Genomic DNA, 23971 nt, shown 5'->3' with positions numbered 1-23971 from the left:
GCCGTTCGTCACGCGGAGGTGGCGTCGAGCGTTCGCAGGAAGTCCTGGAGCGCGCCGGTGAAACCCGCCGGGTCCTGGAGGTGCACGAAGTGGTCACCGTGGAGTGTCACCAGCCGGGTGTGCGGCCGCCGCTCGGCCATCTCGTGCGCCTGGCCGCGGGTGATCGGGCTGTTCTCACCCACCAGAAGCAGCGCGGGGACGTCGGTCGCCAGCCAGTCGGCCCAGTGGTCGCCCCAGTTGGCGCGTTCCGACTCGACCGTGTCGTGGGGGTGGAACGGCAGGCGCCAGCCGCCGTCCGGCAGTTGCCGCAGACTGCCCGCGAACATCGGACCCGCCGCGCCGAGCCCGGCGACCAGCTCCTCACGGGTGGCGGCCTCGTACGGACTGGACAGCAGGAAGTCCAGACGGCTCGGGCCTGAGACGACGGCGCCGATCTCCTCGACGACCAGGGCGCGGACGAGGGCCGGGTGAGCGGCGGCGAGCTGGTAGGCGTTCAGGCCGCCCAGCGAGTGCCCCAGAGCCACGACCGGGCCTGCGTCCAGGTGCTCCAGCAAGGCCGCGAGGTCTGCGACGTACCCCTCGCGGGAATAGTCCGTGGCTCGGTCCGACTCGCCGTGCCCTCGCTGGTCGGGCGCGATGACCCGCCAGTGCGGTCCCAGCTCGGCCGCCAGGCCGCTCCACATCGCGCCCTGGCCGAGATGTCCGTGCAGTGCCAGCAGGGGCCGGCCAGGGCCGCCGAAGTCGAGGTAGGACAGGTGGCGTCCGTCCAGATCCAGTGCTGCGCGTACCGGGGTGGGGATCGCGCTCGGCATCTCGGTGCTCCGATCGTTTCGGTCTCCGACCAGGCGGTTCCGGCTGGATGTGTGCACCGTAGACTGCGGAGGCGCCTACGGCCAAGCGTGCCCTAGTGCGGCTGTTTCAAATGGGATGACGCGGCTGGGGCAACGGCCGATTCGAGCGTCGGTGCACTAGTGCGGCCCCATGAAGGGAGTTCTGTGATGAGCCCTGCCGAGCCCCCCGCTGATCCGCCCTTCCTGCGCATCACCGCCGAACTGCGCCGACGCGTTGACAGCGGCGAGCTCCGCCCCGGTGAGCTGCTGCCGTCCACGCGGCAGATCGTCCGGGAATTCGGCGTCGCCATGGCCACCGCCACGAAGGCGCTGACCGCCCTGCGGCAGGCCGGCCTGGCGCGGCCGGTTCCCGGAGTCGGCACGGTCGTCGACACGCCGGGGGGCCGCTCGATGACGCCGCACGATCGCAGACGTCCGACGGCGTCCTTGGACCGGGGCCGGATCGTCCGCGCGGGGTTGGCCATCGCGGACGCCGAGGGGCTGGCCGCACTGTCCATGCGCCGCCTCGCCGCCGATCTGGACGTCACCACCATGGCCCTCTACCGCCACGTCTCCAGCAGAGAGCAGCTGATCCTGCTCATGACCGACGCCGCCTTCGGCCAGTTCCCGCTTCCGGAGCCCGTGCCGCCCGGATGGCGCCACCGCCTGGAGACGGCAGCCAGGCAGCAGTGGGCCATGTACCAGCGTCACCCGTGGCTGGCTCAGGCCATTTCCTTCACCCGCCCGCTGCCCGCTCCCCGCGCGATGGTCCACAGCGAGTGGATGATGCGCGCCCTGGACGGGCTCGGCCTGGACCCGGCCACGAGCCTGCACATCCATGTCTGCGTGGCCGCCTACGTCCGGGGGGTGGCCGCGAACCTGGAGTCCGAGGCCGCGGCCGTGGCCCACTCGGGGATCACCGACGAGCAGTGGATGGACACCCGCGGCACACCGGCGCTGATGGGGCCTTCAGGCGAAACGGCGTTCCCGAATCTCGCACTCGTCCCATTCCGTTCACTCGACCTGGACACCCTGTTCGAGTTCGGGCTCCACCGCCTCCTGGAGGGCATCGCGACGCTGATCGGCGGGCCGCCGCCCTGACGACGTCGACCAGGATGCGCCGCGGCTCAGATCCCGGCGATCAACAAGATCGCCGCGACGACGATTCCGGCCTCGATGACCAGCACGAGGGCCTGGGCGTTCATCCGGGCGACGGTTCTTCTCCCCAGCCACGCGCCGGCGACGACGGCCGGGGTGAGAGCCAGACCGAGGAGGAGCACATGGACGGACAGCAGGCTGCCCGCGCCATAAGCGACGATCTTGGTCAGGTGGATGACCAGGGAGGCGGAGGCTTCGGTGCCGATGTACGCGCCGCCGATGAGGCCCTTGACCAGGAAGAACGGGGCCGCGAGCGGTCCTGCCGCCCCGAACAGGGCTGAGACGAGTCCACAACCGGCGCCGATGGCGGCGAACGTCTTGTCGGCCGGCACCGCGCGGACCGGCTGGAAGCGCCGCCAGAAGACGGTGACGACGAGAAACGCGCCGAGAACGCGCTTGAGCGGTTCGACCGGCACGTAGGGCAGCAGGAGACCTCCGGCCAGGGCGAAGGGGACGGCGCCCAGGGCGTACCACTTGATGAGCCGCCACTGGACCGCGCGCCGGTTGAACCAGACGCGGCCGCCGTTACTGGCCAGTTGAGTCAACGTGAGGGTGGGCAGGGCCACCTGAAGACCGAACAGGGCGGTGAGCGCGATCAGCATCAACACGCCGCCACCCACGCCGCCCACCGACGACAGCCAGGCCAGAGCGAAGGCCAGCAGTGACGCGGTCATCAGCGCGGGGATGAGGCCGGTGGACGACTCAAGAGCCGACGCGCTCAGTCGCGCGATCCCACCGGGCAGATGCTGGACGAACAGGACAACGGTCGGGCACACCGGAAGGCCTCTCCGGCTCCCGCGCTCGCGGGAACCACGACCTCCAGGCTTTTGCCCCTTCAGTTGACCGGTGGCCACCGAAGCCGCCGGCGGTGTCGCTCGGACCAGGCCCACCAGACCTGCATGAAACGGGCCGGGCGGCGGAACCCTAGACACTCACCTCGCACCGTACTCTCCGGCGACAGTCGTGCGCAGGGTCTCGGTCCACCAGTCGAGCAGACGGTCCCGGGCGGTGTCGTCCAGTCCGACGCTCCGGCGGAACTCGTCGCCGAACAGCGGCTCCGTCGCGACGGCTTGGTGCAGCGCACACACGGTCAGCTGGATCGCCTCGCGGGACGGCGGCGTCCGCCCGATGGCCGCGCACTGCTGCCGCGCCTGGACGTGCAGCCGGTCCACCACCTCATCCAGCATTCCGCTACCGGCGTCCCGCCAGCCGGAACGGTGCAGCGCGAGCGCCAGTTCGGCGTAACCACCGGCGTACAGCGCGGCCAGCGTGCGCACCAGCTCGGCGGGATCGATCGGGGCGTCAGCCCACGTGTCGAGCACGGTGCGCAGTTCGGCCTTCAGTTTGGCCCCGCCGAACCGCAACAGCGACTCCAGCAGTCGGTCACGCGTGCCGAAGTGGTGGTTGACCGCGGCGTCGGACACACCGACCTCCGCGGCGACGGCGCGCACCTGCACGGCGGCGGGGCCACCCGCGGCGAGCAACCTGCTCGCCGCCTCGAGGATCAGCCGCTTGGCATCCTCGGGCTGACGTCGTACTCGGGTGGCCATGCGCCCACCTTACCTTGACTGGCCAAGGCAGCCTCCCTTACCTTGATTGCTCAAGGTAAGGGGGTGGCGCGTGCGGGGACACTTCACGATTCCGGCGATGACCGAGCTGGCGGCGGCACTGGGTGTCACGATCGACGATCCGGCTCCGCCCCGCGAGATCCACATCTCCCGCGCGGGCTGCCGGTTGCATGGGTTCGACTGGGGCGGAACGGGATCTCCCGTGCTGCTGTTGCACGGTGGCGCGTTGACCGCGCACACGTGGGACTTCGTCTGCCTCGGCCTGCGCGGCGCTGCCCGGCTGATCGCGCTGGATCTGCGAGGTCACGGCGAGAGCGGCTGGTCCGGCGACTACCGCGTCGGCACCCTTGCTGCCGACGTCGTCGCCGCGGCCGACCATCTCGGCTTCTACCGGGTCCACCTGGTCGGCATGTCGCTGGGCGGCGTCATCGCGGCCCACGTCGCCGATGAGCATCCCGGGCGGGTGGAGCGGCTGGCGCTCATCGATGTCGCACCCGGCGTGGACTTCGACAGCACCTGGCGGGTGCGGACGTTCATCAGCGGGCTCGGTCCGGTGCGGGATCTGGAGACGGTGGTGGAGGCCGCGATGCGGGTCAATCCACGCGCCCACCGGCCCAGTGTCGCCTACCGCATGAGCACGCTGTTCCGCCGGGCACCCGGCGGTGGCTGGGTGCCGAAGGGCGATCCGCGGCCTCCGGACTTCCCCGCCATCCTGGCGGCCATCGATCGGCTGCCCGCCCAGCTGAGCAGGACGCCGGTACTGCTCGTGCGCGGCGGACGCAGCAGGGTGCTCCCCCAGGCAGCCGCCGAACGCCTGGTCGCGCACGTCCCGAACGGCGAGCTCGTGGTCGTGCCGGACGCCGGGCACAACGTCCAGGAGGACAATCCGGCCGGCCTGATCATCGCGTTACACGCCTTCCTGACACGTTGACCGCGTACCGCCGGACCGCCGGACCGCGAAAAGGAGAACCACCGCATGTCCGCACGAACGATCGAGCTCACCACGACCCCCTCGACGAAGGTCGGCATGCTCATCCGCCGCCCCGTCCACGAGGTGTTCCAGGCCATCGTGGACCCCGCCATCACGAGCAAGATCTGGTACACCAAGAGCAGCGGGACGATGACCCCCGGCGCCGAGTTGACCTGGGAATGGGAGATGTACGGGGCGTCGACTCAAGCCTCGGTCGAAGAGGTGGACGAATACAGTCGCATCCGCTTCACCTGGGGCAACTACGCGCCCGACGCCCCCACCACAGTCGAGTTCCGTTTCATCCCCATGGCCGACGACACCACCTACGTCCAAGTCACCGAAACCGGGTTCACCGGCACCGGCGACGAGCTCGTCCACCACGTAACCGACTCCACCGGCGGCTTCACGTTCCTGATCAGTGCCCTCAAGGCGCTGCTGGAGCACGACATCGTTCTCGGCCTCATCGCCGACGCCGACCCAAGCGGACTGTCAGCCTGAAAGAACAGGCGTCATCGCAACACCTTTTTGTTCTGTCCGTTCATATGTTCCAGGGAGCCAGATGGACCAGCTGGTGGAGGACGATCCGCGCAGGCTGGGGCCGTACGAGCTCGTCGCCCGGCTCGGCGAGGGCGGCCAGGGCGTCGTCTATCTGGGACGCGACCCCTCCGGCCGCCAGGTGGCCGTCAAGCTGCTGCACAACGGCCTGCTGACCGATCCCGGCGCGCGCGCCGGGTTCCTGCGCGAGGTGGAGATCGCCCGGCGGGTGGCCAGGTTCTCCACCGCGCCCGTGCTGCACGCCGACCTGGCGGGCCGGCGGCCCTACATCGTCAGCGAGTACGTGCCGGGCCCCTCGCTGCGCGACCTGGTCGCCACCGAGGGACCACGGCAGGGGGCCGCGCTGGAGCGACTGGCGATCAGCACCGCCGCCGCGCTGGCCGCCATCCACCGGGCCGGGGTGCTCCACCGCGACTTCAAGCCGGCCAACATCCTCATGGGACCCGAGGGCCCGGTCGTGATCGACTTCGGCATCGCCCGGGCCCTGGACGCGCCGGGCAACACCTCGACGGGCCCGCTGATGGGCACGCCGTCCTATCTGGCGCCCGAGCAGATCGGCGGCGGGCAGGTGACGGCCGCGGCCGACGTCTTCGCCTGGGCCGTGACCATGGTGTTCGCCGCCTCCGGGCGGCCCGCGTTCGGCGCCGACTCCACCCCCGCCGTGATCAATCGCATCCTGAACGAGCAGCCGGCCGTCTCCGGGCTGGACGGCGTCCTGCTCCGGCTCGTCACCGCCGGCCTGTCGAAGGACCCGGCCGCGCGGCCGAGCGCCGACGACCTGGTCACCGGGCTGACCTCGCGCGAGTTCGCACCGGCACCGGTCGCCGGGTCTCCCCTGCCGCCGGGGCGTCAGGCCGGTCGGGCGCGGCGGCGTGCGCTGCCCGCGGCGGCCGCCGCGACGGCGGCGCTGCTCGTCGCGGGCGGCGTGCTGATCGTCGCGGACGGCCCGCCCCCGCCGCCCCCGGCCACGATCGGCTCGGCCGCTCCCCCGCCGTCCGGCATCACCACCGCCCCGGCCCCGGCCGCGGTCACCGCCTCGCCGCAGCAGGTCAGGAGCACGGCGCGGCGGACGTCGTCCCCGCCGGCCACGCCGCGGGCCCGGCCCAGGACCTCGGCCCCCGCGCCCCGGCCGGCCAGGACGGGCGACGCGGTGAGCAGCCCCATGGACGACGGCTCGGCGCCCCACCCGACGCCCGCCCGGAACACGGAGAAGCCGCCGGAGCCCACGCGCGAGCCGTCGCAGCAGCCCACCCAGGCGCCCGCCCAGCCGCAGCCGCCGTCCCCGATGGAGAACCCGTTCACCTGCATCCCGTCGATGTGCTGAGGCGCGGCCATCCCGCGATGAAGTTCGCGGAATCTACGGCGCGTCGCGCATTGAGCTGACTTTTTGAGCCAGTGCTGTCGAGGGCCTGGCACGCCCCAGCGTCATCCACTTCCCCCCGGACGGCCGGTCTCGCAGCGCGTCGACCAACCTGACCAAGCGCCCGTGGAGCCGAGGGCTTCGTCGGCCTGGTGAGCGCGGCTCAGGATGGCGCGCTGACGGTGGCGGCTCGGCGCTTCGCACCGCCCGTTCCCGAGCCGCCGATGCCCGTGTGGCGGTCCCCACCGGCTCGACACCAGCACCGGCAACAAACCGAATGCGCCGAACCGGCCGGGTGGTGTTGCATACCAACGTGACCGGCCCGCCCTCGCACTTCTCCATCAGCAGTCGACCGCACGCAGGTGCCGACGCGACGCCGGCCGCCCACCGGACGTACCTTGCAACCGCGTCCCCACCGACGACGCCCGCCACTTCGGCCCCTTCCCGCTGCCGCGCCCTCCCGAGCAGGCCGACGCGCTCACGCCCACCCTCACCGCGGCCGGCCACCGGCTCAGCGGCGACGGCTCCAGCACGGCGCTGCTTCGGGGTGATCCGGACGTGAGCGCTCTCCTTGACCGGCCCCTGACGGCCCGGGACGACCATGGCCTCGGGGCCGCCATGCCCGGCCGCGCCGGGCTGGTCACGACGTAAAGGACGCTCGGCCAGGCCACGGGTTTGCCCCGCACACATCGACTTCAGCAGGAAGAGGCACCGAACACGTGAAGGACACCGAGATCCCGCGGGCGGTGGCCGCGGCCGTCGACACGGCCGCCGAGTACGGCCTGGGCACCGACGACGCCGATGTGCTGCACAACTCGAACCGGATCGCCGTCCGGCTGCGGCCCAGCGGCATCCTCGCCCGGGTCGCGCCCCTCGCGCACCGCCCCGACTTCGAGGTCGAGCTCGTCCGGCGCCTCGCCGGGACCGGCAGCCCGGTGGCGGGGCTCGATCCGAGGGCCGAGCCGCGCGTCCATCTCCGCGACGGCTTCGCCGTCACCCTCTGGACCTACTACGAGCCCACCGCCGCACCCGAGGACCACCCGCCCGCCGCCTACGCCGACGCCCTGGCCCGGCTGCACGCCGGCCTGCGCCGCATCGACCTCGCCGCCCCGCATTTCACCGCCCCGCACTTCACCGACCGCGTCGCCGACGCCCTCAGGGTGGTCGAGGACCCCGCCGTCAGCCCGGACCTCGGCGCCGCGGAACGCGCCCTGCTGACCGACACCCTCCACGGAATCAGCCGCGCGATCCTGGACCGCGGCCCGCGGCAACAGCTCCTGCACGGCGAACCGCACCCCGGCAACCTGCTCGCCACCGCGGACGGACCGCTCTTCATCGACCTGGAGACCGCCTGCCGCGGACCCGTCGAGTTCGACCTCGCCCATGCTCCGGAGGACGTCGCCGCGCACTACCCAGGCGCCGACTCCGGGCTGCTCGCCGACTGCCGGATCCTCAGCCTCGCCCTCGCGGTCTCCTGGCGTTGGGACCGCGACGACCAGCTCCCCGACGGGCGTAGAAGGGGCCGGGAATGGCTCGCCCAGCTGCGGGCCGACCTCGACCGCCGCGAGCACGCCGCCGGTGGCGGCCACTGAGCGGCGGCTCCGCCGTCCCGCGGCCCGTTTCTCACGGATGCCGCCGGAGGGCGTGCCCGCCTACAGCGGCAAGCTGCTGCTCCCGGAACTGGACGAGCCGCTGGAGGTACGGTTCTGGATCACCTCTCCCAAGGCCGCGATCCGCGCGGTCGCGACGGCCCGCCGTGGCACCGCCGAGTGCGGCCGCTCCGGCGATGACGTGCTCAAGGACGTGACCGGCTTCGACCAGTGGGCGTGGCGTGGCGTGCAAGCCCTGGTCACCATGGCTGCCTGGACGGAGCACGCCGACCCGGGTGCCCAGGCGACGATCGTGGCCGCTCGGCGCGGGCTGCCGGCGGAGGTGACATGGGCCTGGCCGTTCGAGATGGACGGCAAGCCCGACCCGCGCGTACTGCTCCAGGGCACTGCGTCGGCCACGTCCGTACCGGCAGCCGTCGGCGGCGCCCCTGCCTCCTGGCCTCTGCGTACGGCAAGGACATGGTGTCGTGGCCGGTCCCAGGGAGCACGCCAAGCTCGCATGAGCTGATCTGCGCGGACCCCTTTCATGAGCAGAACGCCTACGACGGAGCGCCCGCCGTTACCCGTCGCCTGATCGGCGCGGTATCAGTCCGCGAGGTTGGTCGAGGCCGGCCACCCGGCGGCCTGGCAGGTGGCCGTGGTGTTCGAACAGGACGGCGACGGCCATCGCATCAAGTCTGCGGAAACGCGGAACCCTGACCTCAACCCTGATCTCGCAGGATGCCTCACTCCGGGACGCAGTGCACGCGGGAGTAGACGTTGAGCAACCGGTCCGTGGGATTCTTGGCCCTGACCTCGTAGCTGCGGGGTTTGCCGTCGGCGTCGAACACCAGGGCCGCCTTGGACACGATGACGTCCGGCACGGCCGCCTCGTTGTACAAGTCGATGATCTCGTAGCCCCCGCTCACCGCGATCTGCCCGCGCAGGCACTTGCCGATGTAGCTGCCGTATGACGACCCCACGCCGTCGGGATGACGCCCGCCGTTGTGCATGGCACTGGTGTCTGGCTTGGAAGTCATTGTGATCTTCAGGGCGTCCGAGCGATCACCCGAAAGATCCCGAGCCGGTCGGGGCATGCTTCGCGGGCGAAGAACAACGGGACAGCGATCAGCGCTAGGGGCTGTTCGAGCAGGTCAAGGCGGTGCACGAAGAACCGTGTCGAGTCGGCTCTTCGGCCCGAACGAGGCGGGAACGACGGCTTGCTCCGCCGGGGAGCGACTATCGGGCCCGGCGGGCGATCAGCGCCTCTATGCCGTCCAGCAGGAGGTCGAGGCCGAACCGGAAGTCGGCGTCCTCTGTCCAGCCGGTGGAGTCTTTGAGCAGGCCGGAGCGCATCATGGCCGACAGTGCCGGGTACGTCGCGGGGTCCAGGACCTCGGTGAGCACCTCGCCGTACTCGGCGGCTCCCTCGGCCCTGGCCGCGAGCTCCTTACCGCCGGCGCCGAGCGAGTGCGTGAGTGTGGCCACGGTGAGGGCGTAGCCGCTCAGCACCGTGGCGGCGTTGAACTTCTGGCCGTCGTCCAGTCCGGTATCGGACAGCGCGTCCAGGGCCCGGTCGAGCCAGAGCAGCCGCCGCGGGCCCATGGGCGGGGTGCCCTGGCGCAGATCCAGCAGCCAGGGCCGGGACAGCAGGAGGTCGCGGGTGAGCCGCGTCCACATGGCGAGGTAGGCGCGCCAGGACAGGTTCTCGCGTTCGGGCGGTGGGGGCACGGCGCTGTCGGCCATGACGGTCAGCAGTTCGTCCTTGTTGCCGACGTACCGGTAGAGCGCCATCGGAGCGACGCCCACCTGGGCGGCGACGTTGCTCATGGAGACGGCGGCCAGCCCCTCGGCGTCGGCGATCTCGATGGCGGCGGTCGTGATCGTGGCCAGGTCCAGGCGCGGTCTCGGGCCTCTGCGCGTGAGGGGTTCGCGGCCCCACATCCGCGCCACGACGGGTGGCAGCTCTGCCATCGAACATCCTCTCGCACGGCCGTAATCTGTCTACGTCATTATCGTGTATATCGTACAGAGTAGACCGTACACCGTGTGGGAGGCGTCATGGAGATCCGTACGTTCACACCGAGCGACCGCGCTGAGCTGCGCGAGCTGTTCGAGCGCGTCGAGGGCGCTCCCACGGCATCTCTGTGGGGGCACATGGACTCGGAGGCGGCCGTCTACCTGGATCCCTACATGGAGCTGGAGCCGGGCTCGCTCTTCGTGGCCGTCGCCGGGGGCGCCCTGGTGGGCTACCTGACGGGATGCCTCGACAGTGCGAGGTTCCCCGGCGAGGGCGAGCGCATGGAGCAGGCGATGCGGACCTACCGGCTGGTCTTCCGGCCCAGGCCCGCGGCCTTCTTCGCGCGCAGCCTGGCCGATCTGGCGTGGGCCGCGGTCCGCAGGCAGCCTGGCGTCGGCGAGTTCGCCGACGCCAGGTGGCCCGCGCACCTGCACATCAACGTGGCACCCGAGGCTCGAGGGACCGGCGCCGCCGACGGGTTGATGACCCGGTGGCTCGACCGGCTCAGAAAGGCCGGATCTCCCGGCTGCCACCTGCAGACCCTGGTCGAGAACAGCCGGGCGGTGCGGTTCTTCGAGCGCATGGGCTTCGCCGAGCACGGCTCGGCGCCACTGGTTCCCGGCCTCCGCCACGACGGCCGGCGGGTCCACCAACGGACGATGGTCTGGAGCGCCGGCCGCGCCGCCGAGGAGGCCGGAACGCGGACGTCCGCCAAGCGGCGATGATCCCGGGCCGCACCGCCGCCATACGACGGCCTCGCTGCAGAGAACTTCCCTGTCTGGATCGATGGCGGGTGGTGTGTCGACGCACCTCTCGGCAAGCAGACCCGCGGAACACGCCGACCTGGACATCGCCGTCGCCCGTGCACGCGCAGCGTCTCAAGGAGCTGTTCGCACGGTGGGGCACGGGTGTCATCGCCGGGCGAAAAGTGCGGCGCATCGCTGCTGAATGGATGTTCAGCTTCAAGACGGCGTACACGCCCCAGGACAAAGATCTTGAGGACGTTCGCGCTCTCGGCGAGAGGTACGGGTTCGAGGTCCCCTGCCACACATCGCCGCCCTGCGCCCCGGCTCTGAATCGCGCGGCGCGCCGATGGCGTGGATGGTCAGCAGGTTGGTGGCGGCGTCGAGCGTGGTGGGGTGCCCGGCTGATGACCAGGCAGGGATCCGACCTCCTTGAGCCGCTGCTAAACCCAGTGGCCGTTCCAGAGGTGGACAGCGAGAATACGATCATGACTAGAGGCACGGTGAAGTTCTTCCTGCCCGAGAAGGGGTGGGGAGCGATCTCCTCCCCCGACCTTCCGGCAGATCGTGATGCGTTTGTGCACTTCAGCGATATCTCGGCGAGCGGGTATCGCGTTCTGGAGGCAGGTGACGAGGTCGAATTCGACTGCGTCGAACGGTCACAGGACAGCTTCGATTACGTGGCCGAGAACGTCCGCGTGCTGTAGAGAAGGACAAGAGGAGCCGGCCGGCGCCGGCGGCGGTCGTGCCTTCGTGACGACGGCGGCGTAGGCAACATTGGGCAGCAGCCAGGCAGGCCGCCGTGGCGCTCACGACGTGGCGAGGTGACGGTCCCGGCTGGAGCGGAGCAACTGATCAGGAAGGCCATCGCCTCGGGATCGTGCTCGTCGCGAACGACAAGGACCACGTCGCCACCGACGCGCGTGAGCTGCTCCTCCGGGGACGTCACGGGAGCCAGGTCTCGTGCAGGTGCAGCCACGTGGCGGCCTGGAGGACCACGGTGGACTGCCGGGTCCGATCCGGCTGGACCTCCTGGTAGGTGGCCGCCACGAGCGCGCCGTGGGAGGCGACGATCCGTACGTCGCGGATCTCGATGGTCAGCTCTGGCGCCCTGCCGTGGAGTGCCTCGACCTCGGCGAGGACCTGGTCGCGGGTGAGCGTCCGGCCGTCAGGGGTGATGAGCGTGAAGCCGGGGGCGTGGGCGTCGGCGAAGCAGGCGAACTCCTCCCGCGCGGCGGCGCCGGTCAGCCAGCGTTCGATGACCTCGTGGTGACGGACGATCTCCGCCTCGACGCCGTTCACCGGTTCGCCCAGGGCTGGGCGGCGATCCAGGTGCGTAGCGGCGTCAGCCGGAGGCCCAGCAGCTCGGCCACCGCGGGGTCGGGCGCGAACAGGTCGCGGTCGGCGGCGGCCCAGCGGTAGGTGGCAGCCACCGCGGCGGCCGTCGGCGCGCCCAGCGCCATCGTCAGGCCCGACTCGAACTCGGCCGGATCCTGAGCGGCGTAACGGGCGCCGAAGGCGGCCGCCAGCTCGTCGCCGGTCACCACGTCGGGCCCGCCGAGCCTCAGCACGGCTCCCTCCAGATCGTCACGCACGAGCGCGGCGTGCGCGGCGGCGGCCAGGTCGTCGTGCGAAAGCCAGGGCACCGGCAGGTCGGCGGGCAGCGGGTAGCGCAGCACGCCCTCGGCCGCCAGCGGGCCCGTCACCCACGGCGCGGCCAGGTTGTCCAGGTAGACCGGCGGGCACAGCACCACGACGGGCAGCCCGGCCGACCGCAGCGTCCGCACCGCCCACCGGCGCGTCTCGAAGGCCGCCACCTGCGTGGCGGCCTCGGGCAGCCGGTTGGCGGTGTTGAACACCAGCCGCCGCACCCCGGCCGCCAGCGCGGCGTCGCGCACATGATGGACGTGGGCGGCCACCGTGTCCGGCTCGTAGACCATGGGCAGCGTCACCGAGGCGTGCGTCACCCCGGCGAAGGCCGCCTTCACCGCCTCGGCGTCGCCGAGGTCGCCGACGACCGGCTCCACCCCGTGCGGCACTCGGCCGCTCCTGGTCAGGCCGCGTACCGTGTGCCCCTCGGCGACGAGCCGCCGCGCGACCGCGCCGCCCTGGGCGCCTGCCGCGCCGATCACAAGAAACGTCATACCGGACAGCCTCCACCGAGTCGGCGATACGCTCCATAAAACGAAATATCGATTTATTTAAGGATCGTCCGGTGGATGGTGACCTGCTGAGCGCTCTGCTGGCCCCGCTGCGGCTGGAGGGCGTCTTCCACAGCCGCTGGCAGGCCGGGTCGCCCTGGGGCGTCGCGGGCGAGGCCGAGGACTGCGCGCTGCTGCACTATGTGCACGAGGGCACGTGTGCCGTCGAGTTGCCCGGTGCCGAGCCCGTCCTGCTGCGCGCCGGGGACCTGGCCGTCTTCCCGCACGGCAGCGCCCACCGGCTGGGCGACCGGCCGGGACGTCCCGCCGTGCCGCTCGCGGCTGTGCTGCCCGAGCGGCCGCAGGGCGGCGTGCGCACCGTCGAGCTGGGCGGGCCCGGCGAGCGGACCGTCCTGCTCTGCGGCGGGCTCCACTACGACCGGGCCGCCGGCTCGCCGATCTACCGGACGCTGCCGCCCGTCCTGGTGCTCGACCGGGCCACGCTGGAAGGTCACGGGCTGCTCAACGGCACCCTCGGACGGCTGGCCGGCGAATGGGACCTGGCCGAGCCCGGCGCGACGCTGGTCGCGCTGCGCGCCTTCGAGCTGGTCTTCGTACTGGCGTTGCGGGCCGCGGTGGGCGAGATGGCCGAGGGCTCGCCGGTCCTGCGGGCGTTGCGTCACCCGGCGATCGGGACGGCGCTGCACGCCGTACAGACGAGGTTCGCCGAGCCCTGGACGGTCGAGTCGCTGGCCGCCCAGGCCGGGATGTCGCGCTCGGCGTTCGCGGCCACCTTCCGCGAGCTGGTCGGCGAGGCGCCGATCCGGCACCTGACCGCCCGCCGCATGCAGGAGGCCGCACGGCTGCTGAGCGAGACCACGCTCCCCCACAGCCGGATCGGCGAACGCGTCGGCTACCACTCGACGGTCGGCTTCCACCTGGCCTTCCGCCAGCAGTACGGGACCACTCCCGGCGACTACCGCCGCCGCTGGACGCAGGACACCGCACCCGGGACAGCAGACGTGACGCGGAACCCGCCCTGGTGACGGTGATCTTCCGGGGAGTGCCGGGGTCGTCGGTCACCGTGACGTTCGTCTTCCCGGATTTCGTGGTGGTCCCGACGTCGTACGGCTCCGCCGGAAGCGTCAGCTTGACGTGCCCCGAGCCGGACGTCACACCGCCCTCGCCGGACGACCTTGCTCCGCCGTACATCGCCCATGGCGGACCGTACCGGCTCGTCGCCCCCTACGTCACGGCGCGAGGACGCTGGCCGCCGCGGCGCTCTCGGGGGCGTACTGGTCCGAGGGGAGACAGGTCAGGTACGACATCGCGCCGGAGGTGCGCCGGGTGGCGAACAGTCAAGCGGCGCTGATCTGCGCCACAGACTCGCAGAGCGATACAAGGGGGTCGACGCCGAGTCGCAGCCTCCCGCCGCGCCAGTTTCGCCGGCGGACCCGACACAGCACTACTCGGCGCCTGGTCGCAGGCCCTTCTCGACGAGGTCGATCAGGTCGTGCACGGCTGGATCGGCGAGTTCGTCGGGGAGTCCGCGCAGGGGGCCGTCGATGAGCAGGACCGCCAGGCCGTGGACGCACGACCAGACCAGGAACTCGGCTCCTGGACGGCGTTCGGGGGACATCAGACCGCAGGAGACCAGGTCATCCAGGGCGGCGCCGAGCAGTTGGAACGGGGTCAGGCCGCCTGGTCCGGCGGAGGCGGGGACCTGGGCCCGGGTCATGTCGTCGGGGACGTAGAAGGTGACGCGGAACAGGCCGGGTTCGGTGCGGGCGAAGCGCAGGTAGCCGGTGCCGACGGCGCGGAAGCGGGCCAGGGCGGTCCGGGCCGGGTCGCCGGTCGGATCGAGGGCGGCGAGGTCCTCCTCCATGGCGTGGGCGAGTTCGGCCATGGCTCGGAGTGAGACCGCCTGCACCAGGGCGTCGCGGTTGGGGAAGTGCCGGTAGGCGGCGTTGGGGGCGACCCCGGCCTGCCGGGTGACCTCGCGCAGGGTGATCGCGTCCGGGCCTCCGGCGCGGGCCAGTTCGGTGCCCACCTCCACGAGCGCCTGATGCAGGTTGCCGTGGCGGTAGGTGTCGCGGGTGGGTTTGCCGGGGCGCTCGGGCATGGCCGGAACCTCTCATGTGGACGGCGTCCACAAAAGTATGTCATACTCCTCTCGCATTCAGATGTGGATGCCGTCCACATAACGTATTACCTGGTCAGGAGTTCGTGAAATGAGCCGGAAGATCGTAGCTGGGCTGTTCGTCTCGCTGGACGGCGTGGTGGAGGCACCGGAGCGGTGGCACTTCCCGTACCTGAGCGAGGAGATGGGCGCGGCGGTGGGCGGCATGTACGCCGAGGCCGACACGCTGCTGATGGGCCGGGTCACCTACGAGGCGTTCGCCGCGGTGTGGCCGCACCAGAACGGCGAGATGGCCGAGGCGATCAACGGCATCGCCAAGCTCGTGGCCTCCACGACCCTGACCCAGGTCACCTGGAGCAACTCCACGCTGATCGAGGGGGACCCGATCGCGGCGGTCAAGGAACTCAAGGACCAGCCCGGCGGCACGATCACGCTGTCGGGCAGCATCAGCCTGGTCCGCGCCCTGCTCGCAGCCGGTCTGCTGGACGAACTGCGGCTCCTGGTCCACCCACTGGTCGTCGGCGCCGGCATGCGCCTGTTCCCTGAGGGCACCCCGCCGGTCCCGCTGGAGCTGACCCGGTCGGCCACCTTCGCCAACGGCGTCCTCGACCTGACCTACCGGCCTGCCTGATCCCCTTCTTGATTCACCCTCACCGACCGAGAACGGAACCCTCATGAACGACGTCCAGATCAAGGCCGAGACCAAGACGCTCCAGGTGCCCGGTGCGCGTCTGCACTACGAGGTGCGGGGGTCCGGGCCGCTTCTGCTGATGATCCCCGGCGCCCCCGCCGACGCAGGGACGCTGGCCGGACTGGCAGCCATGCTGGCCGACCGCTACACCGTGGTCACCTACGACCAGCGCGGCCTGTCCCGCAGCCCCCTCACCGGGCCACCCGGCGACACCGACGTCACGGTCTTCGCCGCCGACGCCTCCCGGCTGCTGGCCGCCCTGACCGACGAACCCGCCTACGTGCTGGGCAACAGCGGCGGCGCGCTCACCGCCCTGGAGCTGGCGGCCCGCCACCCCGAGCAGGTGCGCGCCCTCGTCGTGCACGAGCCGCCGCTCCCGGAACTGCTGCCCGACCACGACCGGTGGCGGGCGGCGTTCCAGGACGTTCACGACACCCACCGCGACCACGGCGTCGGCGCGGCGATGGGCAAGTTCATCGCCACCGTCGACGGGCCGGACGCCCCGCCGCCCGCCATGCCCGACCCTTCCCTGATGCCGCCCGAAGCGCTGGAGATGATGGGCCGCATCCAGGGCAACCTCGACTACTTCCTGGGCCACGTCCTGCTGCCCGTGCTGCGCTTCGAGCCGGACGTCGCCGCGCTGCGGTCCGGTTCCGTTCCGATCTTCGTCGGGGTCGGGGCCGCCTCCGGCGACGGCGTCCCCGCCCTGTCGGCCAAGGCGCTGGCCGACCGGCTCGGCACTGTGCCGCTGGTGTTCCCCGGCGACCATCAGGGCCTGGCGATGGCCCCTCTCACCAGCGCCGACATCATCCGCAGGGCACTGGCCTGACCCTCATCAGCAGAAACGGAGCTCAGAGAATGACCGCACCGGCCAAGGGCAACCCCGCCAGCTACTTCCCCTCGATCGAGACCAGGTACGGACGTCCCGTCCAGGATTGGATCGACCTCATCAACACCTCATCCCTGACCAAGCACATGGAACTGGTCGCCTGGCTCAAGACCGAGCACGGCCTGGGCCACGGCCACGCCAACGCCCTGGTCGCCCACACCCTGGCCGGCCGCGCGTAGGCAGGCGGCCGGCTCGGCTCGCATGAACGCCGCACGCACATCCTTTGAGGGGTGGTCGAGCGCCGACTACGTTGATCCGACATGGGCCGAAGCCGTCCTCCCCGCCGTCTGGTCGTCGGATCGCTCACCGGTCGTCAGCTTCCACGAAGGGCCCGGGCGTCTGGTCGACGACGGCATGTTCCACGGCGGGGTGCTACGAACCAGCGACCGTGCCTACCTCAACCTGCGATGATCGCCGCTCCTCTGCGGACAATCACAGCTGTCGTCGGGAGCCGCGTCAGCTGCGGAGGAACCGATGCCGCTGGTGGCCCAGTAGAGGGTGGCCACGGCGAGCGTGTCGTCGACCTCGCTCGGCCATCTAATGCGGTCCGGCCTCAGAACGGCTCGCGGCGGGGAGAGTCACGCGGAAGGCGGTACGGCCTGGCCGGCTCTGGATGGACACGGCTCCCCCATGGGCGAGGGTCACGGCCTTGACGATGGCCAGCCCGAGCCCGCTGCCGCCCAGGGCGCGCGAGCGGCCCTTGTCGGCGCGGACGAACCGTTCGAACAGTTCCTGCTGGATCTCCTCGGGGATGCCCGGCCCGTCGTCGGTCACGGTCAGCTCCACCTCCTCTGACAGGACGCGCACGGATACCGTCACCGTGGTACCCCGAGGGGTGTGGAGGGCGGCGTTGCTGAGCAGGTTCACCACCACCTGGTACAGACGCGCGGCGTCGCCGATCACTGTCACCGGGTCTTCCGGCAGTTCCAGTCGCCAGAGGTGGTCGGGGGCCGAGACTCGGGCGTCGCCGGTCGCGTCAATCACCGCGCGGGTCAGATCCACCTCCTCGCGGGCCAGCGACCGTCCCGCGTCGATCCTGGCGAGCAACAGCAGGTCGTCGACGAGCGTGCCCATCCGTGCCGACTCGGCCTCGATCCGCTCCAAGGAGTGCCCCACCGCGGCCGGCAACTCGGCGGCATGGCGGCGAGCCAGCTCCGTGTGAGCCCGAATGGTGGCCAGAGGGGTTCGCAGTTCATGGCCGGCGTCGGCAGCAAAGGTCCGCATCCGCTGCTCGCTGGCGTGCCGCCGGGTGAGCGCATCAGCTACGTGCCCGAGCATCCGGTTGAAGGCCTCGCTCAGCCGGCCGATCTCCGTACGCTGGTCCTCAACCGGTACGCGGTCGGGCAGCGCCACCTCACCGCTGGACAACGGAAGCGTGCTGACCCGCTGCGCCGTGGCAGCCATCCGCTGCAGCGGCCGCAGGGACAGCCGCACCCACAGCGCGCCCGCCGTCCCCGCCGCGGCCATCACCACGGCGAACACCACCAACTCAGCCAGGATCAGCCGGTGCACCGTGGCCTCGACTCCCTCCATCGGGAGCCCGTCGATGAGCACGTCGCCGTCCTTGCCCCGGGTCGCCATGACCCGGTAGTCGTCCAGCTCGGACAGCTCCACGGCATGGCCGCGCCCGTCCACCGGTACGGCGGCCAAGGCGGCGACGTCCTGGGCGGAGAGACTGGGCTCGGCGTCGTCCGCGCTACGGGACCGGACCACGGCCGCGTTGATCACCTGGCCGTTCACCATGCGCACGCCAAGGGTGCCGATCGACTGACCACGGCTGTCGCCGCGCTCGCGCTCCTCCTCCCGGCGGTGCTCGAGTGTGACGGCGAACCGGCCGGCCGCCATGGACAACTGCTGGTCCAGCCGGTCCACCAGGAAGCGCTCCAGCTCGATCGAGGTGCCCACGCCGATCGTGGCGCAGGCCAGCGCGAGCAGGACCAGCACTCCGGCCATCAGCCGGCCGCGAAGGGTATGCGGCCTCATGATGGCTTGAGCACGTAACCCACGCCCCGCACCGTGTGGATCAGCGGCGTGCGCCCGGAGTCGATCTTCTTGCGCAGGTAGCTGATGTAGAGCTCCACCACGTGCGCCTGGCCGCCGAAGTCGTAGGACCAGACCTCGTCCAGGATCTGGGCCTTGCTGAGCACCCGGCGCGGATTACGCAGGAGGAGACGCAGCAGTTCGAACTCGGTCGGGGTGAGTTCCACCAGCTCCCCCGCGCGGGTCACCTCCCGGGCGTCCTCGTCCATGGTCAGGTCGCCGACGACCAGCCGGTTCCCCTCGGCGATCTGGGCCATGCCGGCTCGGCGCAGCAGGCCGCGCAACCGGGCGACGACCTCCGCGAGGCTGAACGGCTTGGTGACGTAATCGTCGCCGCCTGCCGTGATCCCGGCGATCCGGTCCTCCACCGCGTCCTTGGCGGTGAGGAACAGCACACACACCTGCGGCGCGTCGGCCCGCAGGCGACGCAGCACCTCCAGGCCGTCCAGGTCGGGCAGCATGATGTCGAGCAGCACCGCGTCCGGCCGGAAGTCACGGGCCACGTTCACGGCGACGGCACCACCGCCCGCGGTGCGGACCTGCCAGCCCTCCTCGCGCAGCACGGTGCCGAGCACCTCGGCGAGGTCGGGTTCGTCCTCGACGACGAGCACGCGAACGGGCGCGCCGTCGGCGCGGCGCAGTTCGGGAAGTTCACGGGCACTGGCTTGCATGGTGTCTATCAGGATCCCCCTGTTCGCTCTGCGGACCGTCTGTCTCACCTCTGAGAACCCTCTGAACGGCGGAGATATGCCTCGTTCAGAGGGAACAGAGAAGTTCGGCTGGCAGTGTGCTCGCGATGGAGAAGGAACTCCGCCCAAGGGGGACGATCGTGAGCATCGCTTCGGCCGGACGAGTCGCGACCGGGGCAGGGACAGGGACAGGGCGGCGCGGAGCCGTCCGCGCCCATCCCGCCGCCGTCCTGTCGGTCATCGCCGCAGGGGCGCCGGCCGTGCTGGTCCTGTGGTGGTGCGGTACCCCACGTGTCGCCGGCCTCGGGGACTGGCTCGGCGGGGCCGGCCGGATCACCGGTCTGCTGGCCGCATACGGGATCGCCGTGCTGCTCGCGCTGATGGCCAGGATCCCGCCGCTGGAGCGCGGCGTGGGCTCCGATCGCCTCGCCCGCTGGCACGCGATGGGCGGTCGCTACGTGGTCGCACTGGCGACGGCCCACACGCTGCTGATCATCTGGGGCTACGCCGTGGCGGACGGCACCGACGTGGCGAGCGAGACGGTGACGCTGAACCTGTCGTACCCCGACGTGCTCGCGGCCACGGTGGCCGTACTGCTCCTGGTGGGCGTGGGCATCGTCTCGGCACGCGCGATCCGGCCGCTCCTGCGCTACGAAACCTGGTTCCACCTGCACTTCTACACCTATCTGGCGGCATGGCTGGCCTTCGGGCACCAGTTGTCGACCGGCAGCGAGTTCGTCGGCTCGCCCGTCGCCCGCGCCGCCTGGTACGCCCTCTATCTCGGGGTCGCGGCCGTGCTCGCCTGGTACCGGTTCCTCACTCCGATCCGCCAGGCGCTGCGGCACCGGCTCAGGGTCGACCGGGTAGAGCCGGAGGCGCCGGGCGTCGTCTCCGTCTATCTCTCCGGCCGCCGCCTGGACAGGCTGAGGGCCGAGCCGGGTCAGTTCTTCCGATGGCGGTTCCTCACCAGGGATCTGTGGTGGTCAGCCAACCCGTACTCGCTGTCGGCCGTCCCCCAGCCCGACGAACTGCGCATCACCGTCAAGGACCTGGGAGACCAGAGCAGACGTCTCGCTCGCCTGCGACCGGGCACCTGGGTCGTCGCCGAAGGCCCCAGCGGCGCGTTCACCCCTGGCCGGCGACGCCACGGGCGCAAGGTGCTGCTCGTGGCGGGCGGGGTCGGCATCACCCCGCTGCGTGCCCTGTTCGAGTCGATCCCCGCCGCGCCCGGCGATCTCACCCTCCTCTACCGCGCACGCAGCGAAGAGGATCTGGTGTTCCGTACGGAGCTGGCGGAGATCGCCGGCCGGCGTGAGGCGGCCCTGCACTATTGCGTCGGCCCGCGCGACCAGGTCGGAGATCCGTTCACGCCGGAGGTCCTGGCAAGGTTGGTGCCCGAGCTGGCGCGGCACGAGGTCTACGTGTGCGGCCCCACCGGGATGACCGGCGCGGCGGTATCCGCGCTGCGCGCCGCCGGAATACCGGATCGCCACATTCATCATGAGTCGTTCGAGTTCTGAGGAATCCCCATGCGCAGAGCGATGTTCGCCGTCCTCGTCACCGCCGTCGGCCTGGTGCTGCTCCTGTCGTTCAAGCCGCACGAGCTCACCACGGTGGCGTCGCCGCCGTCCGCCGTCTCCCAGGCCACCGCCCCGCCGTCGAGCGCCGGCGAGCCTCCCGCCGGCCGCCGGCAGAAGGACGTGGGCGACGACAGCGAGGACGAGAACGGGAAGGCAGACAGCGCTTCGATTCGCCGGCAGGATGTCACCGTCCCGCAGGTCAACGGCACCTGGACCGGGCCGGGCGCCGTCGCGGGCGCCACCGGCGGGGACAAGGTCGTCACGGGTGACGTCGCCACCACTCGCTGGGGGCCCGTGCAGATCGAGCTCGTCCTGTCCGGCGGCAAGATGGCCGGCATCCGGGTGCTCCAGGCCCCCGACGGCAATCATCGCGACGTCGCCATCAACAGCCAGGCGCTGCCGACGCTCAATGACGAGGCGCTGGCGGCAGGATCGGCCCAGATCGACGCTGTCTCCGGGGCCACGTACACCAGCGAGGGCTACGTCCAATCCTTGCAGAGCGCCCTGGACCGGGCCGGGCTGTGATGCGACACGTCGAGCACGTCATGGGCACGGTCTTCTCCTTCGACCTCCGCCCCCCGTTCGGCGACGGGCGGCACGCCGTCGCCGAGGCCGTCGCCTGGCTGCACCAGGTGGACGCCGTCTTCTCGACCTACCGCGCGGACAGCCCCGTCAGCCGCCTGGACGCAGGCGAGATCGGCCTGGACGACTGCCCGCCGCAAGTGGCCGACGTCCTCGAACTGTGCACGTCGGTGACGGAGGTGTCCGGCGGCTACTTCACCACCCGCCCCTCGGGCCACCTCGACCCGTCCGGTCTGGTCAAAGGATGGGCCATCGAGCAGGCGTCACGCATCCTCACCCGCTGCGGGGCCGTGAATCACTGCCTGAACGGCGGCGGAGACCTCCAGTGCGCTGGAAGACCCGCGCCCGACCGGCCGTGGCGGATCGCGGTCGCCCACCCGCTGTGCCCGGGGACGACCGCCACGGTGATCGCCGGAGACGACCTGGCCGTGGCGACCTCCGGCACGGCCGAACGCGGGCCGCACATCACCAACCCCCACACCGGCCGGCCCGCGCTGGACCTGGCTTCGATCACCCTCACCGGCACCGGCCTCACCATGATCGACGCCTACGCCACCGCCGCCTTCGCGATGGGCACGGCGGCCCGGGCCTGGATCGAAGGGCTCTCCGGCGTAGAAGCGTTCGCCGTCACTCCAACCGGCGCCACCTGGCACACCTCCGGCTTCCCGGGCATGGCCACCTCCCGCATCGGCCGCGTCCGGTCCGGGCTCACCCCTTCCGGACGAGAAGGCGCCGGGTGGCGGCACGCGTCAGAGTGAGATCCGGAGCACTCACAGGAAAAGAGACGACGAAGACGCTCCCGATCCGCCCCCCTCATCGCCACCGCGATGGCGGTCGGCGCCACCGGTCTGCTGGCCGTACCGGCGCAAGCCACGCAGCAGGCGTTCACCCCCCCACCGTTCCGGACCCGGTGGTCGGGCACCGCGCCCGGAGTGGCGTACGCATGAGATTGGGAAGTAACCACGAGTGGCTGCCACCCAGTTCGACCAGAGCTTCCCGCTCGCAGAGCCCAACGACGCCTACGCGCGGCACTTCATCGGCCAGAGCTACCTGGCCCCGTTGGCCGACGGCAGCGTCCCGGCCAGCAAGGGGAGCTTCGAGCCGGGCTGTCGCAACAACTGGCACATCTGGGGCGAAGGCCGACGCGTGGTTCTCCCACGTCGCCGTCATCACCCCCGGCGAGAACCTCGGCAACGAACGGCTCGAGCCCGTCACCGACGAGGCGTACGGCTCGCTGCCGAAGAACGGAACGAGCGCATGACCATCCTGAACGAGACCTACACCCTGTCGAACGGCGTCCAGATCCCCAGGCTCGGCCTCGGCACCTGGTTCATCGACGACGACAAGGCAGCCGGAGCCGTCCGCGAGGCGGTCGGGATCGGCTACCGCAACATCGACACCGCGCAGGCCTACGGCAACGAGCGCGGCGTCGGCGAGGGCGTGCGCACGGCGGGCGTACCCCGCGACGAGCTGTTCGTGTCCACGAAGCTGGCCGCGGAGATCAAGGACCACGACCGGGCTGTCGCCGCGATCGACGGCTCGCTGAAGAAGCTCGGGCTCGACTACGTCGACCTGATGTTGATCCACAGTCCGCAGCCGTGGGACGACTTCCGCGGCGACGACTACGCCGAGGGCAACCGGCAGGCCTGGCGCGCGCTCGAGGAGGCGCACAAGGCCGGCAGGATCCGCTCGATCGGCGTCTCGAACTTCCTGCAGCAGGACCTGGAGAGCCTCCTGCGGGGCGCGACCGTCACGCCGCACGTCAACCAGCTGCTGGTGCACGCCGGCAACACGCCCACCGAGCTCCTGGCGTACTGCGAGGACAGGCAGATCCTCGTCGAGGCCTACTCGCCCATCGCGCATGGCGAGATCCTGAAGAACGCCGAGCTGGTGGCGATGGCGGAGAAGTACGGCGTCACCGTCCCGCAGCTGTGCATCCGCTACACGCTGCAGCTGGGCACCGTGTCCCTGCCCAAGACCTCCAACCCCGAGCACATGCGCTCCAACGCCGAGGTCGACTTCGAGATCTCCGAGGCGGACATGGGCGCCCTGAAGAACCTGCACGCCCGGGACTACGGCGACTCCAGCGTGTTCCCCGTCTACAGCGGTAGGTGACGGCCGCGTCAGGAAGAGGCCCCGGCCAGTCAGCGCTGGTCGGGGCCTCTCGCCGCTTCCGTGCGGCCTGGGCCCCGATGGCGTCGCCGCCCCGGCGAGCAGGATGCCCTGGTTGCCGTCTTCGGCCGCCGGCTCGACTTCCTGTCCGGCCCTGCTCAGATCCTCGTTCGTGCAGTGCACCCGCAAGCCGCCCACCCTCCGATCGCTCTACATCGGTTCGTCGCCTCTGCGCTTCTGCGTCGGGGACGCCAAGTCGCGAGGGCAGGCGCGGCGAGCGGGTCGCGTCCAGCGAGCCGGTGTTCGCGGCGTGT

27 protein-coding genes and 1 pseudogene are annotated in these 23971 nt (G+C 71.2%); 18 read left to right on the top strand and 10 right to left on the bottom strand.

What is annotated here, in order from left to right; genetic code table 11:
• Positions 1-8 precede the first annotated feature (8 nt).
• Positions 9-812 (bottom strand): alpha/beta fold hydrolase, encoded by an 804-nt coding sequence (locus ACIBK9_RS18515; RefSeq protein ID WP_397159523.1) that lies wholly within the window; start codon positions 810-812, stop codon positions 9-11.
• Positions 813-998: 186 nt separating this feature from the next.
• Between ACIBK9_RS18515 and ACIBK9_RS18510 the strand changes: the two genes are divergently transcribed.
• Complete coding sequence (locus tag ACIBK9_RS18510; protein ID WP_397159521.1) at positions 999-1931, top strand: TetR/AcrR family transcriptional regulator C-terminal domain-containing protein; 933 nt, start codon at positions 999-1001, stop codon at positions 1929-1931.
• Between the two features lie 26 nt (positions 1932-1957).
• Here the strand turns inward: ACIBK9_RS18510 and ACIBK9_RS18505 are convergent, their stop codons facing one another.
• On the bottom strand, positions 1958-2878 hold the full coding sequence (locus tag ACIBK9_RS18505) for a sulfite exporter TauE/SafE family protein (protein WP_397159519.1): 921 nt from the start codon (positions 2876-2878) through the stop codon (positions 1958-1960).
• A gap of 42 nt (positions 2879-2920) precedes the next feature.
• Positions 2921-3538 carry a TetR family transcriptional regulator gene (locus ACIBK9_RS18500; protein ID WP_397159517.1) on the bottom strand — a complete coding sequence of 206 codons (618 nt, stop codon included), beginning with the start codon at positions 3536-3538 and terminating at the stop codon, positions 2921-2923.
• A 97-nt stretch (positions 3539-3635) separates the two neighbouring features.
• On the opposite strand from ACIBK9_RS18500, the gene ACIBK9_RS18495 reads away from it, so the two are divergent.
• From ACIBK9_RS18495 to ACIBK9_RS18475, 5 genes are all read left to right on the top strand, one after another.
• Positions 3636-4487, top strand: coding sequence for an alpha/beta fold hydrolase (locus ACIBK9_RS18495; protein ID WP_397159515.1), 852 nt, complete (start codon positions 3636-3638; stop codon positions 4485-4487).
• A gap of 45 nt (positions 4488-4532) precedes the next feature.
• On the top strand, positions 4533-5024 hold the full coding sequence (locus tag ACIBK9_RS18490; RefSeq protein ID WP_397159513.1) for an SRPBCC family protein: 492 nt from the start codon (positions 4533-4535) through the stop codon (positions 5022-5024).
• Between the two features lie 61 nt (positions 5025-5085).
• Positions 5086-6405 carry a serine/threonine-protein kinase gene (locus tag ACIBK9_RS18485; RefSeq protein ID WP_397159511.1) on the top strand — a complete coding sequence of 440 codons (1320 nt, stop codon included), beginning with the start codon at positions 5086-5088 and terminating at the stop codon, positions 6403-6405.
• A 755-nt stretch (positions 6406-7160) separates the two neighbouring features.
• Complete coding sequence (locus tag ACIBK9_RS18480; protein WP_397159509.1) at positions 7161-8033, top strand: phosphotransferase; 873 nt, start codon at positions 7161-7163, stop codon at positions 8031-8033.
• Positions 8020-8559 (top strand): hypothetical protein, encoded by a 540-nt coding sequence (locus tag ACIBK9_RS18475; protein WP_397159507.1) that lies wholly within the window; start codon positions 8020-8022, stop codon positions 8557-8559. Before ACIBK9_RS18480 ends, ACIBK9_RS18475 begins: the two co-directional genes overlap by 14 nt.
• Before the next feature lie 217 nt (positions 8560-8776).
• Here the strand turns inward: ACIBK9_RS18475 and ACIBK9_RS18470 are convergent, their stop codons facing one another.
• Positions 8777-9070 carry a hypothetical protein gene (locus tag ACIBK9_RS18470; protein WP_397159505.1) on the bottom strand — a complete coding sequence of 98 codons (294 nt, stop codon included), beginning with the start codon at positions 9068-9070 and terminating at the stop codon, positions 8777-8779.
• A 199-nt stretch (positions 9071-9269) separates the two neighbouring features.
• Entirely contained in the window at positions 9270-10004 is a 735-nt protein-coding gene (locus tag ACIBK9_RS18465; protein ID WP_397159503.1) for a TetR/AcrR family transcriptional regulator, read from the bottom strand.
• A gap of 87 nt (positions 10005-10091) precedes the next feature.
• Here ACIBK9_RS18465 and ACIBK9_RS18460 point away from each other — a divergent pair, with 87 nt between their 5' ends.
• From ACIBK9_RS18460 to ACIBK9_RS18450, 3 genes and pseudogenes are all read left to right on the top strand, one after another.
• Positions 10092-10775, top strand: a complete 684-nt coding sequence (locus ACIBK9_RS18460) for a GNAT family N-acetyltransferase (protein WP_397159501.1) — start codon at positions 10092-10094, stop codon at positions 10773-10775.
• Between the two features lie 36 nt (positions 10776-10811).
• Positions 10812-11126 (top strand): annotated as a pseudogene (locus tag ACIBK9_RS18455) (nucleotidyltransferase domain-containing protein); the annotation flags it as partial.
• 74 nt (positions 11127-11200) lie between these two features.
• Positions 11201-11500 carry a cold-shock protein gene (locus ACIBK9_RS18450; protein WP_397159499.1) on the top strand — a complete coding sequence of 100 codons (300 nt, stop codon included), beginning with the start codon at positions 11201-11203 and terminating at the stop codon, positions 11498-11500.
• A gap of 238 nt (positions 11501-11738) precedes the next feature.
• Here ACIBK9_RS18450 and ACIBK9_RS18445 read toward each other — a convergent pair whose 3' ends face one another.
• The gene (locus tag ACIBK9_RS18445; RefSeq protein WP_397159496.1) at positions 11739-12095 is read right to left on the bottom strand and encodes a DUF4440 domain-containing protein; all 357 of its coding nucleotides are present in this window, start codon (positions 12093-12095) and stop codon (positions 11739-11741) included.
• On the bottom strand, positions 12092-12937 hold the full coding sequence (locus ACIBK9_RS18440; protein ID WP_397159494.1) for an SDR family oxidoreductase: 846 nt from the start codon (positions 12935-12937) through the stop codon (positions 12092-12094). Before ACIBK9_RS18440 ends, ACIBK9_RS18445 begins: the two co-directional genes overlap by 4 nt.
• 71 nt (positions 12938-13008) lie before the next feature.
• Between ACIBK9_RS18440 and ACIBK9_RS18435 the strand changes: the two genes are divergently transcribed.
• Positions 13009-13980, top strand: coding sequence for an AraC family transcriptional regulator (locus tag ACIBK9_RS18435; protein WP_397159492.1), 972 nt, complete (start codon positions 13009-13011; stop codon positions 13978-13980).
• A gap of 419 nt (positions 13981-14399) precedes the next feature.
• On the opposite strand, the gene ACIBK9_RS18430 is transcribed toward ACIBK9_RS18435, so the two are convergent.
• Positions 14400-15056, bottom strand: coding sequence for a TetR/AcrR family transcriptional regulator (locus ACIBK9_RS18430; RefSeq protein ID WP_397159490.1), 657 nt, complete (start codon positions 15054-15056; stop codon positions 14400-14402).
• 109 nt (positions 15057-15165) lie between these two features.
• On the opposite strand from ACIBK9_RS18430, the gene ACIBK9_RS18425 reads away from it, so the two are divergent.
• Genes ACIBK9_RS18425 through ACIBK9_RS18410 form a run of 4 tightly spaced genes read left to right on the top strand, consistent with a single transcriptional unit; the run spans position 15166 to position 17065 of the window.
• Positions 15166-15705: a dihydrofolate reductase family protein gene (locus tag ACIBK9_RS18425; protein ID WP_397159488.1), complete on the top strand. Its 540-nt coding sequence runs from the start codon at positions 15166-15168 to the stop codon at positions 15703-15705.
• Between the two features lie 43 nt (positions 15706-15748).
• Positions 15749-16594: an alpha/beta fold hydrolase gene (locus tag ACIBK9_RS18420; protein ID WP_397159486.1), complete on the top strand. Its 846-nt coding sequence runs from the start codon at positions 15749-15751 to the stop codon at positions 16592-16594.
• A gap of 29 nt (positions 16595-16623) precedes the next feature.
• The gene (locus ACIBK9_RS18415) at positions 16624-16833 is read left to right on the top strand and encodes a DUF4287 domain-containing protein (protein WP_397159484.1); all 210 of its coding nucleotides are present in this window, start codon (positions 16624-16626) and stop codon (positions 16831-16833) included.
• 22 nt (positions 16834-16855) lie between these two features.
• Entirely contained in the window at positions 16856-17065 is a 210-nt protein-coding gene (locus ACIBK9_RS18410) for a hypothetical protein (RefSeq protein ID WP_397159482.1), read from the top strand.
• A 126-nt stretch (positions 17066-17191) separates the two neighbouring features.
• Here the strand turns inward: ACIBK9_RS18410 and ACIBK9_RS18405 are convergent, their stop codons facing one another.
• A complete protein-coding gene (locus ACIBK9_RS18405) occupies positions 17192-18607 on the bottom strand; it encodes a sensor histidine kinase (RefSeq protein WP_397160177.1) in 1416 nt (471 codons plus the stop codon).
• Positions 18608-18633: 26 nt separating this feature from the next.
• Positions 18634-19365 carry a response regulator transcription factor gene (locus tag ACIBK9_RS18400; RefSeq protein ID WP_397159480.1) on the bottom strand — a complete coding sequence of 244 codons (732 nt, stop codon included), beginning with the start codon at positions 19363-19365 and terminating at the stop codon, positions 18634-18636.
• 158 nt (positions 19366-19523) lie between these two features.
• Between ACIBK9_RS18400 and ACIBK9_RS18395 the strand changes: the two genes are divergently transcribed.
• From ACIBK9_RS18395 to ACIBK9_RS18380, 4 genes are all read left to right on the top strand, one after another.
• Entirely contained in the window at positions 19524-20903 is a 1380-nt protein-coding gene (locus ACIBK9_RS18395; RefSeq protein ID WP_397159478.1) for a ferric reductase-like transmembrane domain-containing protein, read from the top strand.
• Positions 20904-20912: 9 nt separating this feature from the next.
• The gene (locus ACIBK9_RS18390) at positions 20913-21488 is read left to right on the top strand and encodes an FMN-binding protein (RefSeq protein ID WP_397159476.1); all 576 of its coding nucleotides are present in this window, start codon (positions 20913-20915) and stop codon (positions 21486-21488) included.
• Positions 21488-22303, top strand: a complete 816-nt coding sequence (locus ACIBK9_RS18385; protein WP_397159474.1) for an FAD:protein FMN transferase — start codon at positions 21488-21490, stop codon at positions 22301-22303. Before ACIBK9_RS18390 ends, ACIBK9_RS18385 begins: the two co-directional genes overlap by 1 nt.
• 499 nt (positions 22304-22802) lie before the next feature.
• Entirely contained in the window at positions 22803-23660 is an 858-nt protein-coding gene (locus tag ACIBK9_RS18380) for an aldo/keto reductase (RefSeq protein ID WP_397159472.1), read from the top strand.
• Positions 23661-23971 lie beyond the last annotated feature (311 nt).

It is taken from the genome of Nonomuraea sp. NPDC050227, assembly GCF_044459705.1.
Taxonomy (GTDB): Bacteria; Actinomycetota; Actinomycetes; order Streptosporangiales; family Streptosporangiaceae; genus Nonomuraea.
The sequence above is the reverse complement of the archived record's forward strand: the minus strand, read 5'-3'. Positions and strand labels throughout refer to the sequence as shown.